Below are 14,785 nucleotides of genomic sequence, written 5' to 3'. Positions count from 1 at the left end.
TCGGCGGCCTGTAACACAATAAGAACAACGGGTTTTGAGGAGATTTACGTGAAGCAGACGCAACGTCATGACGCTATCATCGATCTGGTGCGTCGGCAGGGATATGTCAGTACCGAAGAGCTGGTTGAGCACTTTGATGTCAGTCCACAAACCATCCGTCGCGATCTCAACGATCTGGCGGATCAGAACAAAATCCAGCGTCATCACGGCGGCGCAGCGCTGCCTTCAACGTCAGAAAACACCGCCTGGCAGGATCGTAAGATGATGTGGTCAGCGGAAAAAGCGCGCATTGCGCAGCGAGTCGCCAGCCAGATCCCGGATGGCGCGACGCTGTTTATCGATATTGGCACCACGCCGGAAGCGGTGGCGCATGCGCTGATGAATCACAACGATCTGCGCATTGTCACCAATAACCTCAACGTCGCTATGCTGCTGATGTCGAAGCCCGATTTTAGGCTGATCATCGCCGGTGGTGAAGTACGCACGCGCGATGGCGGCATCATGGGAGAAGCGACGCTCGATTTCATCTCCCAGTTCCGTCTCGACTACGGCATTTTAGGCATCAGCGGCATCGACATGGATGGCTCGTTGCTGGAGTTCGACTATCACGAAGTGCGCACTAAGCGGGCAATTATCGACAACTCGCGCTGCGTGATGTTGGTTACTGACCACTCGAAGTTTGGCCGCAACGCCATGGTCAATCTCGGCAACATGAGCCTGGTAGACTATCTGTTTACCGATCAGGCGCCGCCCGCCAGCGTGATGAAAGTCATCGAACAGCATGAGGTTCATCTCGAGCTCTGTTAAGCCTGGCTGACGCTCATCCCCATCAGGTGCAGCAGTTGCTGTGCCTGCTGGACCGCTTCCTGACGATGCGCCACACCGAGTTTCTGATAAAGGTTGCGGATATGCGTTTTGATGGTGGTTTGCGCCACCGCCAGTTCGCCTGCGATTTGGTCGTTACTGTAACCGGAGTAGATCAAACCTAAAACCTGCCACTCACGCTGGGTCAGCGGGCTGGTACGAATCAGCTCCGGCACCTGTGGATGGGTCAGTAGGCGATGCACAAAGCCTTCGTCGAAATGTGCAAATTTATGCCGGTGATGCTGATTAATGTCACGCAGGATGCGGTTCGCGCGATGCTGCTCCAGTTCCGGCAGCGCATTCAATTGCAGCAACTGTCGCAGCTGCTGCGCCATCGCTTCGCCTTCAATCACAAAATGAGTGACAAAACCGGTGCGGTTTGCCAGCGACAGCGCCTCAATCAGCGCCTGCTGTGCCGCCGTTTTGCGATCGGTTTGCCAGTAAAGCAGGTTAAGCAGCAACAGGTTGCGATTGAGATCGCTGACCAGTCGCAGACGCCGTGCGCTCTCATTTAACCGATCGAGCACCGCTTCCGCCGCGGTATAATCGCCGAGCAGAATCTGCGCGCGAGCAATGTTGCGCCACTGTCCCTGCATAAAATGATTATCGGCCTGCGCCGGTTTCCGCGTCTGTTGTAGCCAGCTCGCCGCCGCCGCTTTGTCGTCGGTCATTTGCCAGTAGATCAGTCGCGGTTTATCCGCATTGGTCACCCAGTCGCTGTGATACTGGCCGTTGCTCAGCAGATTTTCGCAACGGATCAGGTGGCGGCGTGCATTATCCAGATCGCCACGTGCCAGCGCGCATTTGGCAAGCATCGCCAGACACTGCAGCTGCTGTTGCGGATGGAAGTTTTCCAGCACTAACAAACCCTGACGCGCGGCGGCTTCTGCCTGATCCAGTTGCGCCCATGACCACAGCAGCTGCGCACGGATGCGCAGCAAAAATTCATGCATCGGCAGTTGCGTTAACCCTTCATCATGAACCAGCTGAAAGGCTTTTTCCTGCGTATCAAAGGCGCTTTGCAAATAGCCCTGTGCCAGCAGAATTTCGCTCTGTTGCAGCAGCGCCCACAGCGCGTAATGGCAGATATCGTGCTGACGCGCCATCTGATCGGTCTGCATCATCATCTGCATCGCCTCATCCAGCCGACCGTGACAGTGCAGCACTTCGCCTTTAACGGACGTGGCAACAATGCGGCTGTAGAAGCTGGAAAGCGGCAGCACCGCCAGCGCTTTAGTCGCCAGCAGTTCGGCTTCGTTTGGCTGTCCGGCATTGATAGCAACCTGCGCGCGAATCGCGTCAAACTCGGCGCTCAGTACGCTGTCGACCGCCAGATGTTGTTGCGCCATGCCTTCTTCCGCCCGCGCCAGCAACATATTCACTTCGCTGTAGCGATGCTGGCTTTGTGCCAGCCACGCCTGTAGCAAAATCAGCCGCGGCGTCTCCACGCGCTGTTCCCAGCTCAGGGCATTTAATCCCTCTTCCAGCAGCGCCAACTCACTGTGATTAAACAGCGACCAGGCGTGATTCAGCAGAATATCGCGCAGCAGTGGCTTATCGTCGGCGGCCAGCGCGTGATGCATTGCCTCATTGGCAAAGCCCAGCGCCATCCAGCCTTCGGCCGCGGCGCGGTGAATGTGTTGCAATTCGCCGCCTAATTCCCACTGGCAGCGCTGACGCAGGAAAGAGGCGAACAGCGGATGGAATTTGAACCATTCGCCGCTGTCATCCATACGTTGCAGGAATAAGCCCTGCCGTTCAGTCTCTTCCAGCCGCAGCTGGGCATTCTCTTCGCCGGTAAGACGATGAATCAGGCTTTCATTCATGGAGCGCAGCACCGAGCTGCGCAGCAGAAAGTCGCGCGTACTGCTGTCGACGCAGTCCAGCACTTCATCAACCAGATAATCAGAAAGGTGGCTGGCATTAATGCCGGACAGTCGTTGCGCTGACTGATGCGTCGGCGTGTTGGATTGCCGTTCAGAAAGAGCAATCAGTTGCAGTGCCGTGGCCCAGCCCGCGACTTCATCGCACAGACGCTGAGAATCGCCGTCGTCGATCGGCTGCTGCAGGCGGCAGTTAAAAAACTGGCGCGCTTCATCATGGGTGAAGGCCAGCGACTGGCTGTTGATCTCCAGCAACTGTTCACGCACGCGCAGGTTAGCAATGCCCAGCGAAGGCAAATTACGTGACAGCACAATCAGCGTCAGGTTTTCGGGCTGATGGCGAATAAAGAAGCGCATCGCCTGATGAATCTGTTCGTTGGTCAGCAGATGATAATCATCAATCACCAGATAAATAGGGCGATCCAGCGTCGCCAGTTCGATAAAAAGCTGCGAAAACAGGGCGCTAAGGTTGGCATACTGCCGTTTTTGCGCCATCGCCTCGCTGCGCACGCAGTGGTTGCCGGTGGCCTGCTGAATCGCAGCCATCAGATAGCTGGCGAAGCGCTCAGGATAGTTGTCGCTCTCATCGAGTGAGAACCAGCCAAGATCGTTTTTTCCACTGGCCCACTGGGCGACCAGCGTGGTTTTTCCGTAGCCTGCCGGACTGGCCACCAGGGCAAGACGATAATTGGGCGTGCCCGCCAGTCTGGCGATCAATCGCTCGCGGATAATGGTGTGTTGCAGGCGCAGAGGGCGGCTTAGTTTTGATGGTATCAGCATGGATTACACTTCATCGCGTGAAACACCAGGAAACAAAAGGAATTATTTTAAGGCGTGTAATTAAGCACTTTCGTTGCGAAGTGTTTTGAAAGCAAGTATTCGCTTACCTCAGTTACCAGTTAGTTGCACCTCATCACAATTCCTTATGACATCGCTTACACCCCGCTGGTTTTTTTACGGTACAAAGAGGGTATCAGCCGCTGCGCTTGTTGTTTCTCAGCCTGGCTATCGACAACCGGACGACTCGCGAAATGCGCTACGCCCTGTCTCTCCACCCCAGGCGTTTGCAAGCCGGGAGGATGTTCAGTTAACGGACGGGCGTCAGCATGTGCGCAATGACTTTTCCTGAGTCCTATTCACCGAAGGGGATCTGTATGTCACAGCAAACATTTAATCCTGCACGCTTTGACGCTGCATTGACACGGCAGTGGCAGTTGTGGGGTCTCTCCTCTGCACAAGAGATGACGCCGCAGCAATGGTGGCAGGCGGTCAGCGGTGCGCTGGCTGAGCTGCTGGCCGCCCAGCCGGCCGCGCCGATGGCCACTGACCAACGGCATGTCAATTATCTTTCCATGGAATTCCTGATTGGTCGTCTGACCGGCAACAACCTGTTAAATCTCGGCTGGTTTGATGAGGTAAAAACGGTACTGGCGCAATATGACGTCGATTTGAGCCATTTGCTGGAGGAAGAGGTCGATCCGGCGCTGGGCAACGGCGGGTTAGGGCGTTTAGCCGCCTGCTATCTCGATTCGATGGCCACGGTAGGGCAGTCTGCTATCGGCTATGGCCTCAACTATCAATATGGTCTGTTTCGTCAGCGCTTTGACGACGGCGAGCAGAAAGAGTCGCCGGATGACTGGCATCGCGAATCCTATCCGTGGTTTCGCCATAACAGCGCGCTGAACGTTACTGTCGGCTTAGGCGGCACGGTCTGCAAAGAGGAAGATGGGCGCATGCGCTGGGAACCGGCGTTTATGCTGCGCGGCGAAGCCTGGGATCTGCCGGTTGTTGGCTATGGCAACGGCGTCACGCAGCCGCTGCGTCTTTGGCAGGCGACGCACGCTCAGCCATTTGATCTATCGCTGTTTAACGAGGGCGAATTCCTGCAGGCGGAGCAGCAGGGCATCGATGCGGCAAAACTCACCAAGGTACTTTATCCCAACGACAATCACGAAGAAGGCAAACGCCTGCGCCTGATGCAGCAATATTTCCAGTGCGCCTGTTCGGTGGCCGATATTTTGCGTCGTCATCATCTGGCTGGACGCGCGATTGCCGATCTGCCCGATTACGAAGTGATTCAGCTCAACGATACCCATCCCACCATCGCTATCCCGGAAATGCTGCGCGTGTTGCTGGACGAGCATCAGCTCTGCTGGGATGAAGCCTGGCGCATCACCAGCCAGCTATTTGCCTACACCAACCATACGCTGATGCCGGAAGCGCTGGAGCGCTGGGATGAAGCACTGGTGGAGAACCTGCTGCCGCGTCATTACCTGATCGTGAAAGAGATCGATAAACGTCTGCGCAAGCAGGTGGCACACGCCTGGCCTGGCGACACCGAAAAGCTGGCGAAGCTGGCGATACTGCACGATAAGCAGCTGCGTATGGCTAATCTGTGCGTGGTCAGCGGATTCGCGGTTAACGGCGTGGCGGCGCTGCACTCCGATTTAGTGGTGAAAGATCTGTTCCCGGAATATCACCAGCTGTGGCCCTACAAATTCCACAATATCACCAACGGCATTACGCCGCGTCGCTGGCTGAAGCAGTGTAACCCGGCGCTCGCCACGCTGATCGATCAAACGTTGAACGTGGAGTGGGTTACCCATCTTGATGCGCTGCGTGGGCTGGAGCCTTTTGCTGAAGATGCCGCCTTCCGTGAACGCTATCGTCAAATCAAGCAGAATAATAAAGCGCGGCTGGTGGCGTACATCGATCGCGTGACCGGCATCAAGGTCAACCCGCATGCGATGTTCGACGTGCAGATAAAACGCCTGCATGAGTACAAACGTCAGCACCTCGGATTGATGCATATCCTACACTGTTACCGTGAGCTGCGAGACAACCCGCACGCTGACATTGTGCCACGCGTCTTTCTGTTCGGCGCGAAGGCAGCGCCGGGATACTATCTGGCGAAAAATATTATTTACGCTATTAATAAAGTGGCGGATGTCATTAACAACGATCCGCTGGTGGGTGACCGCCTGAAAGTGGTGTTTATCCCGGATTACCGTATTACGGCAGCCGAACTGATGATTCCGGCCGCCGATCTTTCCGAGCAGATCTCCACGGCAGGCTATGAGGCGTCGGGCACGGGCAATATGAAGCTGGCTCTGAATGGTGCATTAACCATCGGCACGCTGGATGGTGCCAACGTTGAGATAGCTGAGCAGGTGGGCGAAGAGAATATCTTCATTTTCGGTAACAGTGTCGATCAGGTTAAAGCGTTAAAAGCCGATGGTTACAACCCGGCGAAGGTGCGTAAGAAAGATAAGCACCTTGATGGCCTGCTGAAAGAGCTGGAACACGGCTTGTTCAGCGATGGCGATGAGCATGCGTTTGATTTGATGCTTGAAAGCCTGACGAAAAATGGCGATCCCTGGCTGGTACTGGCTGATTTTGCTGATTACATCGCCGCGCAGAAACGGGTTGAGGCGTTATGGCGCGACCGCGAAGCCTGGACTCGCGCCGCTATTCTCAATACAGCTCGAACCGGAATGTTCAGTTCTGACCGTGCGATCCGCGACTACCAACAACGTATCTGGCAAGTGAAACGCTAAGGATTGTCTATGGATCGAGAACAACTTGAAAAGGCTGCCAGCGCGGCCGGTATCGCCGCGGACTATATCAACGCGAAAGGGGAGCGCGAGGCGATCAGCCCGGAAACCATAGCGCTGCTGCTGGAAGCGATGGAAGATCCGGTGGATCGCTCTGCGCGACCGATTGCGCCGGTAAGCGTGATTGTCGGCGACGCAGAAAAAGTGCTGGCGGTGGAAGGCGAAGGCGATTTTAGCTGGCAGCTGGTGACCGAAGCGGGTGAATCGCACAGCGGCCATGTGCAGAGCGGTCAACGCATTGCGTTGCCAGACCTTGCGCAGGGCTATCATGAGTTGACGCTTACTCAGCATGATAACAGCTGGCAATGCCGCATTATTATCGCGCCAGCGCGCTGTTTTGAGCCTGAGGCGTTGACCTCCGGCGGCAAACTGTGGGGCGCCTGCGCCCAGCTTTACACGTTGCGCTCGGAGCATAACTGGGGCATCGGCGATTTTGGCGATCTGGCCCGCATGCTCAAAGAAGTGGCCCGCCGCGGCGGTGCCTTTATCGGCCTGAACCCGATCCATTCGCTCTATCCGGCCAGCCCGGAGAGCGCCAGTCCGTACAGTCCTTCTTCACGTCGCTGGCTCAATGTCATCTATATCGACGTTGCGGCGGTGCCTGATTTTCAGCAAAGCGAAGCCGCGCAGCGTTGGTGGCAGGAAGAGCAGACGCAAAATCTGTTGGCTAAAGCGCGTGACAGCAAGTGGGTCGACTATCGCACCGTCACCGAGCTGAAACTCACGGCGCTGCGTTTTGCCTGGCAACAGTTCAAACAGCGCGATGAGCAGGATGCCGGTTTCCAGACTTTTGTTGCCGAAGGCGGCGACAGCCTTTACTGGCAGGCGGCCTATGATGCGATGCATCAGGAGATGCTGCGTCAGGATGGTTCCCGCTGGGGCTGGCCAGCCTGGCCAGACGAATACCGTCGCGCCTCACGCCCGGCAGTGGCTGAATTCTGTCAGCAGCATGACGATGACGTGCAGTTCTATCTGTGGCTGCAATGGCTGGCAGACAGTCAGTTTGACCAGTGCTGGCAGCAGAGCCAGCAGGATGGCATGCCGGTGGGGCTTTACCGCGATCTGGCGGTTGGCGTAGCGCAGGGCGGGGCTGAAACCTGGCACGATGCCGAGCTTTATCGCCTGAAAGCCTCAGTGGGTGCGCCGCCAGATATTCTTGGTCCGCAGGGTCAGAACTGGGGCCTGCCGCCAATGGATCCGCACGTCATGCGCGAGCGTGGTTATCAGCCATTTATTGAACTGCTGCGTGCCAACATGTCGAGCTGCGGGGCGCTGCGTATCGACCACGTGATGTCGATGCTCCGCCTGTGGTGGATCCCTTATGGCATGACCGCCGATCACGGCGCCTACATCTATTATCCGGTCGACGATCTGCTGGCGATTCTGGCGCTGGAAAGTCAGCGCAGTCAGTGCATGGTGCTGGGTGAAGATCTCGGTACGGTTCCAGAGGAGATTGTCGACAAGCTGCGCGACAGCGGCGTCTACTCCTGGAAGGTGCTCTACTTCGAGCAGGAAAATGCCACCACCTACCGTCTGCCGGCGAAGTGGCCGCGCCAGGCGATGGCCAGCGCCACCACGCACGATCTGCCTACGCTGGCGGGTTACTGGGGAGCAGAAGATTTGAGCCTCGGCGAAAAGCTGGGTGTCTATCCTGACAAAGAGGTGTTGGCAGGGCTGTATGAACAGCGCGCCGAACAGAAACAGGCGCTGCTTAATGCACTGCATGAGCATGGCTGTTTACCGGACGATTTCCCGGTCGATGCAGAAAGCTGTGAAATGTCGCCAACGCTGAATCAGGCGATGCACAATTTCCTCGCTGATACCCACAGCGCGCTGTTGGGCCTACAGCCGGAAGACTGGCTGGAGATGAGCGAGCCGGTTAACGTGCCCGGTACGGTAGATGAATATCCTAACTGGCGCCGTAAACTCAGCGCCACGCTGGAAGAGATGTTTGCTCGACCTGAGCTGGATCGGCTGCTGGAAACCATTCAGCAGCGTCGCGCTCAGTAAGCCGCACGCAACAAAAAGGGACGATAATTATCGTCCCTTTTTTTATGGCCGCAGTGCAGCGAACTCAGTAGTACGAGTGTTCACCTGGCTGGTGCTCAGTGATATCACGCACGCCTTTCAGTTCCGGGAAGGCGGCCAGCAGTTCTTTCTCGATGCCTTCCTTCAGGGTGACATCGACCATAGAACAGCCGTTACAGCCGCCGCCAAACTGCAGAATCGCATAGCCTTCGTCGGTGATCTCCATCAGGGAAACCTTGCCGCCGTGACCTGCCAGCTGCGGGTTAATGGTCGCCTGCAGCTGATATTCCACGCGATCCATCAGCGGCGCATCGTCAGAGACCTTACGCATTTTGGCGTTAGGTGCTTTCAGCGTGAGCTGTGAACCCAGATTATCGGTAACGAAGTCAATTTCCGCCTCTTCGAGATAAGGCGCACTAAGTTCGTCCACAAAGGCGGAAAGCTTCTCAAATTTCAGTTCGGTGTCCGTGGCTTCGACCGCGTCAGGTGGGCAATAGGAGACGCCGCACTCAGCGGTTGGCGTACCTGGATTGATCACGAAAACACGGATTTGAGTGCCATCTTCCTGACTTGATAGCAGTTTAGCAAAGTGCTCTTGGGCAGCATCGGTAATACGGATCATGGCAATTGCTCAATAGTTGACTAAATTACTTGGTTATTATACGCCCAACGCCGACCCTCTACAAGGTACGGCACAGGCACCATATTTGAATGCTGGCAGCGCCTGCGGCCAGCAACAGACGGCTAATTTCTGCCGCGGTACTGCCGGTGGTTACCACATCGTCCAGTAATGCGATATGACGGCCACGCACATCAATTTCAAGCCGGAAGGCGGCGCGCAGGTTTTTCCGGCGGGCGCGGGCGGTGAGCTGATGCTGCACGGCGCCTGCGCGTTGACGGCGTATTGCCTGCGGCACATAGCGACTGCCTGTCCAGCAAGCCAGCGGCTTCGCCAGCAGCGCAGCCTGGTTAAAACCGCGTCGCCAGGCGCGATGGTGATGCAGCGGTACCGTCAAAATCATATCGGGGCGTTGCAGCTGGCGATCGCGCCGTGCCTGTAACCAGCTTAGCAAAATGAGTCGCGCCAACATCACAGAGAGTGCGGTCACCCCAGAAAACTTCAATTGGGAAACCAGCTGGCTCAGCGGTGGCTGATAGGCAGTCACGGCTACCAGCGCATGCCACGGCGGCGGTTTTTGCAGGCAGCGACCGCACGGCTGATGGCTAAATGCGGGTAAGCCGCATTGCGGACAGCAGGGCGGCAACGGGGGTAATCGGCGCAGACAAAGGCTGCACACACCCTGAACCGCAAGATGAAGCGGTAAGTGGCATAGCCAACAGCATCCCGGCATTGATAGCATAGCGCTCTCCTTTTTGACTCTCAGGACAATAACCGATGACCCAGCTTTACTGGCAAACAACCGGCAGTGGAGATCGCGATCTTGTGCTGCTGCACGGATGGGGATTGAACGCCGAAGTGTGGTCTTGCATTCGCGAGCGACTTGGCGCGCATTTCCGTCTGCACCTGGTGGACCTGCCAGGATACGGCCGCAGCGAGAACTTTCCGGCAATGACGCTGGAGGAGATGGCAGAGTGCCTGCTGCCGTTTATGCCGTCGCAGACGCTGGTCCTGGGCTGGTCGCTTGGCGGCCTTGTTGCCAGCCAGCTGGCGCTGCGTGCGCCTCAGCGCGTGACTGGCTTGATCACCGTTGCCTCTTCGCCCTGTTTCAGCGCGACGGAAGCGTGGCCGGGCATAAAATCAGATACCCTGACGCAGTTTCAGCAGCAGCTTAGCGAAGATTTTAAACGCACGGTGGAACGTTTTCTGGCGCTGCAAACGCTGGGCACCGACACCGCCCGCGAAGATGCGCGCACCCTGAAAAACGTGGTGCTGCGGCTGCCGATGCCACCGGTCGACGTGCTGGAAGGGGGACTGGAAATTTTGCGCACTGCCGATCTGCGCGAGGCGATGCAAACGCTGCCGCAGCCGTTGCTGCGCATTTACGGTTATCTGGACGGTCTGGTGCCACGGGCGATTGCACCCTTGCTGGATGCAGAGTGGCCAAACAGCGAGTCAGCGATCATGGAAAAAGCAGCGCATGCGCCGTTTATCTCTCATCCTGAGACATTCTGTGAGCAGGTCATCGCCTTTGCTGACCGCCTGCGCTAATGCTGTAGCCAGAGATATTGCCACGGCGCCAGCTCCAGCGGTGCCGAGCCATCCCATTTTTCACCGCTAATAATGTCGCGATAGCGATGCGCTTCCGGCAGCACCAGCGTCGCTGGCTTGCTGCTGAGGTTAAACACGCACAGCAGGCCGCGCTGGCCGGGCGCATGGCGGCGCATCATCAAGATGGCGTTGTTGCTGTCGAGCAGCTCCATCGGATTATCGGGATGAAAAGCGGGCTGGCGGGTGCGCAGCTGAATCAACGCGCTCAGGCTGTGATAAACCCGCTGGCGCAGGCTCTGTTTCACCGCCAGTTCTGCTTCTATTTGCCCCAGGCTGTATTTTTCGCGATTGATCGCCCGGTTATGACCTGCCGCTTTTACGCCTTCGGTATCGTTACGCGATCCCAGAATGCTCTGGATGTAGACCGCTGGCACGCCAGGAAAGACGAGCAGTATGGCGTGCGCCAACATGAAACGCCGCAGCCGCGTGTCATCATCGTCGTCCTGACGATTGAGCGCATCCATAAAGGTGACGTTGATTTCATACGGGCTGGTGGTGCCATCGGGATTATTTTTGTAAGAGACCAGCGCGCCTTCCAGCGCCAGATCGCGCACCAGTGACACAATTTCCACTTCCGGCAGAATGCCGCGCGCTGGATTCAGGCCAATGCCGTCATGCGAAGCAAGGAAATTGAAGAAGGTGGTGCTGTTGTTGCCCATATCGAGAGAGGCTGCCCACTGACGCAGCGCGCGCGCCGAGCCGGAGTGAATCGCGTGTAGCACCAGCGGCGGTAGCGAAAACTGGTAAACCATCTGTGCTTCATCATGCCCGTTGCCGAAATAGCTGATGTTGTCTTTATGCGGCACGTTGGTTTCGGTGATGATCACCGTACCAGGCGCCACCACATCGGCAATCGCCCGAAACAGCTTCACCAGCAAATGGGTTTTTTCGAGGTGAATACAGCGGGTGCCAGGCGTTTTCCACATATAGCCTACCGCATCCAGCCGCACATAATCCGCCCCGCGCTTCAGGTAGTCGAGCAGCACGCCCACCATGCGAATCAGCACCTCAGGATGACCGAAGTTAAGATCGATCTGATCGGCGCTGAAGGTGGTCCAGACAAAGCGCGTTTCACCATTGGCCAGTGTAAATGGCGTTAACAGCGGCGACGTGCGAGGGCGTGTGACTTCGCTGAGATCGGTGGCGGGCGGCATGCTGATAAAGAAGTCGTTCCAGCCCGAATCGGCAGCAAGGTAATGGCGAAACCACTGGCTGTGCGCCGACATATGATTACAGACAAAATCAAACATCAGACGCGTATGGCTGCGCAATTCAGCCACCTCGCGCCAGCTGCCGCAGACAGGATTGACCTGATGGTAATCAATCACCGAAAACCCGTCGTCTGAGGAATAGGGAAAAAACGGCAGCAGGTGCACAAGGTTAAAGGTGGCGGCGAGATGCTGCTGATAGAAGCGGGAAAAGGTAGCCAGCGTCGGGGCTTCGCTTTCGCGAAACTGATCGGCATAGGTGATCAGCACCACGTCCTTTTCATCCCAGTGCGGTTTGCGCGGCATCTTAACCGCATCGCGGGCGGCTCGAATATGAGAAAGCAGGCGTTCACGTGCCGCCAGCGGAAAAGTGTTGGCGTAAATACGATCGATTAACGCGTTGATTGTTTCCATATTTAAGGCGAGCCACCGCAGCGAGAGTTTTTAAGGACGCTGTTTTTCAGCTTAGTCTTCTGGCGGGAATGCGCAACTCAGGCAGGGGGAAAACGAGAGCGGGCCGCCAGCTGAGCGGCCCGTAAGAGGATTAGCTTTTTTTACCGAAGGCTGCAGCCAGCGCATCGCCCATCGCGCTGTTACCGGCAGCCGCACCGTTGTTGCCCCGTGATTTAGCTTTGTTATTGCCGCCACGCGGCGCGGTATCACGCGCACTGCTTTTCGCCGCTGTCGGGCGCACGTTGCCTTCACCTGGCTGTTCATCAAGGCGCATGGTGAGGGCAATTCGCTTACGCTGCAGATCGATCTCCATCACTTTCACCGTGACGATATCACCTGCTTTCACCACTTTGTGTGGATCGTCGATAAACTTATCCGACAGCGAAGAGATATGCACCAGGCCATCCTGATGCACGCCGATATCGACAAAGGCGCCAAAGTTAGTGACGTTGGTGACCGCACCTTCCAGCACCATGCCCGGCGTCAGATCGTTCATAGTCTCTACGCCGTCGGTGAATTTCGCCGTTTTAAATTCAGGACGCGGATCGCGACCCGGTTTTTCCAGCTCTTTCAGGATATCGGTGACGGTTGGTACGCCGAAACGGTCGTCGGTGAAGTCTACCGCTCTGAGATTACGCAGGCTGCCCGGGTTGCCCATCAGTGCATCCAGCGCCTGCTCGGTGGCGGCGAGGATGCGTTGCACCAGCGGATAGGCTTCCGGGTGAACGGTTGAAGCATCCAGCGGATTATCGCCGTGATTGATGCGCAGGAAGCCGGCGCACTGTTCAAACGCTTTCGGTCCAAGACGACTCACTTTCAACAACTGCTGACGGTTCTGAAAGCGGCCTTTTTCGTCGCGCCAGCTAACAATGTTCTGCGCCATCATGCGCGTCAGGCCCGCCACGCGGGTCAGCAGCGCCACTGACGCGGTATTGAGATCGACACCCACGGCGTTAACGCAATCCTCTACGACCGCATCCAGTTTTTTCGCCAGCTGTCCCTGGCTGACATCGTGCTGATACTGGCCCACACCGATCGACTTCGGATCGATTTTTACCAGCTCAGCCAGCGGATCCTGCAGGCGACGAGCGATTGACACCGCGCCGCGCAGTGAAACATCCAGATCGGGGAATTCCAGCGCCGCCAGCTCTGATGCCGAATAGACAGAAGCCCCTGCTTCGCTGACGATCACTTTCTCGGCGGTGACGGCCGGAAACTGCTTTTGCACATCAATAAAGAAGCGCTCGGTTTCGCGTGAAGCCGTACCGTTGCCAATCGCGACCAGTTCCACCTGATGTTTAGTGCACAGCGCTGCTACCGCAGCCGCTGCTTTTGTGGTCTGGCCGGTATGCGGATAAATGGTGTCGGTGGCGACCAGTTTGCCGGTGGCATCCACCACCGCAACTTTTACGCCGGTGCGCAGGCCAGGATCGAGACCCATGGTCGCGCGCATGCCGGCAGGCGCCGCCATCAGCAGATCGTGCAGATTGCGTGCAAAGACGTTAATAGCTTCATCTTCTGCCCGTTCACGTACCGTGCCCATCAGCTCGGTTTCCAGATGCATCAGCACCTTAATGCGCCATGTCCAGCTCACCACCGCTTTGCGCCAGGCGTCGGCTGGCGCGTTGTTAAGACGCAGCTGCAGGTGCTCGGTAATCAGCGTTTCGCCGTAGCTTTCGCGTGGCGGTTCGTCGTGTTGCGGATCGGCATTCAGCGAGAGCTGCAGCACGCCTTCGTTGCGGCCGCGGAACATCGCCAGCGCACGGTGAGACGGCACGCCAGCCAGCGCTTCGTGATGATCAAAATAATCGCGGAATTTCGCGCCGCTCTCCTCTTTGCCCTCAACTACGCGGGAAACCAGGTGGGCATTTTTCCACAGGTAATCACGGACTTTCGCCAGCAGCGCGGCATCTTCGGCAAAACGCTCCATCAGGATGTAGCGGGCGCCATCCAGCGCGGCTTTGGTATCCGCCACGCTGTTGTCGGCGTTGATGTAGTCAGCGGCCAGCAGCTCAGGTACCTGAGTGGGATCCTGCCATAGCGTATCTGCCAACGGTTCCAGCCCCGCTTCAATAGCGATCTGTCCGCGCGTGCGGCGTTTCTGCTTATAGGGCAGATAGAGATCTTCCAGTTCGGTTTTGCTTAGCGTGCTGGCGATAGCGTCACTGAGCGCATCGGTCAGCTTGCCCTGTTCTGCGATAGATTTCAGGATCGACTGGCGGCGCTCTTCCAGTTCGCGCAGGTAGCTCAGCCGGGTTTCCAGCTGTCGCAACTGGGTATCATCCAGCCCACCGGTTACTTCCTTACGATAACGTGCAATAAACGGCACGGTATTGCCTTCGTCCAGCAGGCGAATGGCGGCATCAACTTGCTCAGGCCGCGCCTGAAGTTCGCCTGCAATCAGGCGGTTCAGCGAATCTTTCATCATCATCGAGTCAACTATCTTGCAGAAACAGGGTTAAAAACAGCGGACAGTTATACGGATTGAACCGTTAAATTGCCAGC

Annotated in this window: 9 protein-coding genes; 4 read left to right on the top strand and 5 right to left on the bottom strand. The window is 56.9% G+C overall.

What is annotated here, in order from left to right; genetic code table 11:
- The first annotated feature begins 48 nt into the window (after nucleotides 1–48).
- Nucleotides 49–807, top strand: coding sequence for a DeoR/GlpR family transcriptional regulator (locus ACJY2L_RS12820; protein ID WP_067427205.1), 759 nt, complete (start codon nucleotides 49–51; stop codon nucleotides 805–807).
- On the opposite strand, the gene malT is transcribed toward ACJY2L_RS12820, so the two are convergent.
- Nucleotides 804–3,527, bottom strand: a complete 2,724-nt coding sequence (gene malT / locus ACJY2L_RS12815; RefSeq protein WP_439214146.1) for an HTH-type transcriptional regulator MalT — start codon at nucleotides 3,525–3,527, stop codon at nucleotides 804–806. The genes ACJY2L_RS12820 and malT overlap by 4 nt on opposite strands.
- Nucleotides 3,528–3,901: 374 nt before the next feature.
- Here malT and malP point away from each other — a divergent pair, with 374 nt between their 5' ends.
- Nucleotides 3,902–6,304 carry a maltodextrin phosphorylase gene (gene malP / locus ACJY2L_RS12810; RefSeq protein ID WP_439214145.1) on the top strand — a complete coding sequence of 801 codons (2,403 nt, stop codon included), beginning with the start codon at nucleotides 3,902–3,904 and terminating at the stop codon, nucleotides 6,302–6,304.
- 9 nt (nucleotides 6,305–6,313) lie between these two features.
- Nucleotides 6,314–8,371 (top strand): 4-alpha-glucanotransferase, encoded by a 2,058-nt coding sequence (gene malQ, locus ACJY2L_RS12805; protein ID WP_439214144.1) that lies wholly within the window; start codon nucleotides 6,314–6,316, stop codon nucleotides 8,369–8,371.
- A 64-nt stretch (nucleotides 8,372–8,435) separates the two neighbouring features.
- On the opposite strand, the gene nfuA is transcribed toward malQ, so the two are convergent.
- A complete protein-coding gene (gene nfuA, locus ACJY2L_RS12800) occupies nucleotides 8,436–9,011 on the bottom strand; it encodes a Fe-S biogenesis protein NfuA (RefSeq protein WP_067427217.1) in 576 nt (191 codons plus the stop codon).
- A gap of 58 nt (nucleotides 9,012–9,069) precedes the next feature.
- Nucleotides 9,070–9,750 carry a DNA utilization protein GntX gene (gntX, locus tag ACJY2L_RS12795; RefSeq protein ID WP_439214143.1) on the bottom strand — a complete coding sequence of 227 codons (681 nt, stop codon included), beginning with the start codon at nucleotides 9,748–9,750 and terminating at the stop codon, nucleotides 9,070–9,072.
- Between the two features lie 35 nt (nucleotides 9,751–9,785).
- Between gntX and bioH the strand changes: the two genes are divergently transcribed.
- Nucleotides 9,786–10,559: a pimeloyl-ACP methyl ester esterase BioH gene (gene bioH / locus ACJY2L_RS12790; protein WP_439214142.1), complete on the top strand. Its 774-nt coding sequence runs from the start codon at nucleotides 9,786–9,788 to the stop codon at nucleotides 10,557–10,559.
- On the opposite strand, the gene ACJY2L_RS12785 is transcribed toward bioH, so the two are convergent.
- Nucleotides 10,556–12,241: an alpha-amylase family glycosyl hydrolase gene (locus ACJY2L_RS12785; protein ID WP_439214141.1), complete on the bottom strand. Its 1,686-nt coding sequence runs from the start codon at nucleotides 12,239–12,241 to the stop codon at nucleotides 10,556–10,558. The genes bioH and ACJY2L_RS12785 overlap by 4 nt on opposite strands.
- Before the next feature lie 130 nt (nucleotides 12,242–12,371).
- Nucleotides 12,372–14,708 (bottom strand): Tex family protein, encoded by a 2,337-nt coding sequence (locus ACJY2L_RS12780; RefSeq protein ID WP_439214180.1) that lies wholly within the window; start codon nucleotides 14,706–14,708, stop codon nucleotides 12,372–12,374.
- Nucleotides 14,709–14,785: the final 77 nt, after the last annotated feature.

This window comes from Duffyella sp. Ts4 (assembly GCF_051851875.1).
GTDB lineage: Bacteria > Pseudomonadota > Gammaproteobacteria > Enterobacterales > Enterobacteriaceae > Duffyella > Duffyella gerundensis.
This window is presented reverse-complemented; position numbering and strand designations above follow the sequence as displayed.

Excerpts from the sequence above, each read along its gene's own strand:
- malT (WP_439214146.1), bottom strand. The coding sequence starts at position 3,527 with ATGCTGATACCATCAAAACTAAGCCGCCCTCTGCGCCTGCAACACACC.
- malP (WP_439214145.1), top strand. The coding sequence starts at position 3,902 with ATGTCACAGCAAACATTTAATCCTGCACGCTTTGACGCTGCATTGACA.
- malQ (WP_439214144.1), top strand. The coding sequence starts at position 6,314 with ATGGATCGAGAACAACTTGAAAAGGCTGCCAGCGCGGCCGGTATCGCC.
- nfuA (WP_067427217.1), bottom strand. The coding sequence starts at position 9,011 with ATGATCCGTATTACCGATGCTGCCCAAGAGCACTTTGCTAAACTGCTA.
- gntX (WP_439214143.1), bottom strand. The coding sequence starts at position 9,750 with ATGCTATCAATGCCGGGATGCTGTTGGCTATGCCACTTACCGCTTCAT.
- bioH (WP_439214142.1), top strand. The coding sequence starts at position 9,786 with ATGACCCAGCTTTACTGGCAAACAACCGGCAGTGGAGATCGCGATCTT.
- ACJY2L_RS12785 (WP_439214141.1), bottom strand. The coding sequence starts at position 12,241 with ATGGAAACAATCAACGCGTTAATCGATCGTATTTACGCCAACACTTTT.
- ACJY2L_RS12780 (WP_439214180.1), bottom strand. The coding sequence starts at position 14,708 with ATGATGAAAGATTCGCTGAACCGCCTGATTGCAGGCGAACTTCAGGCG.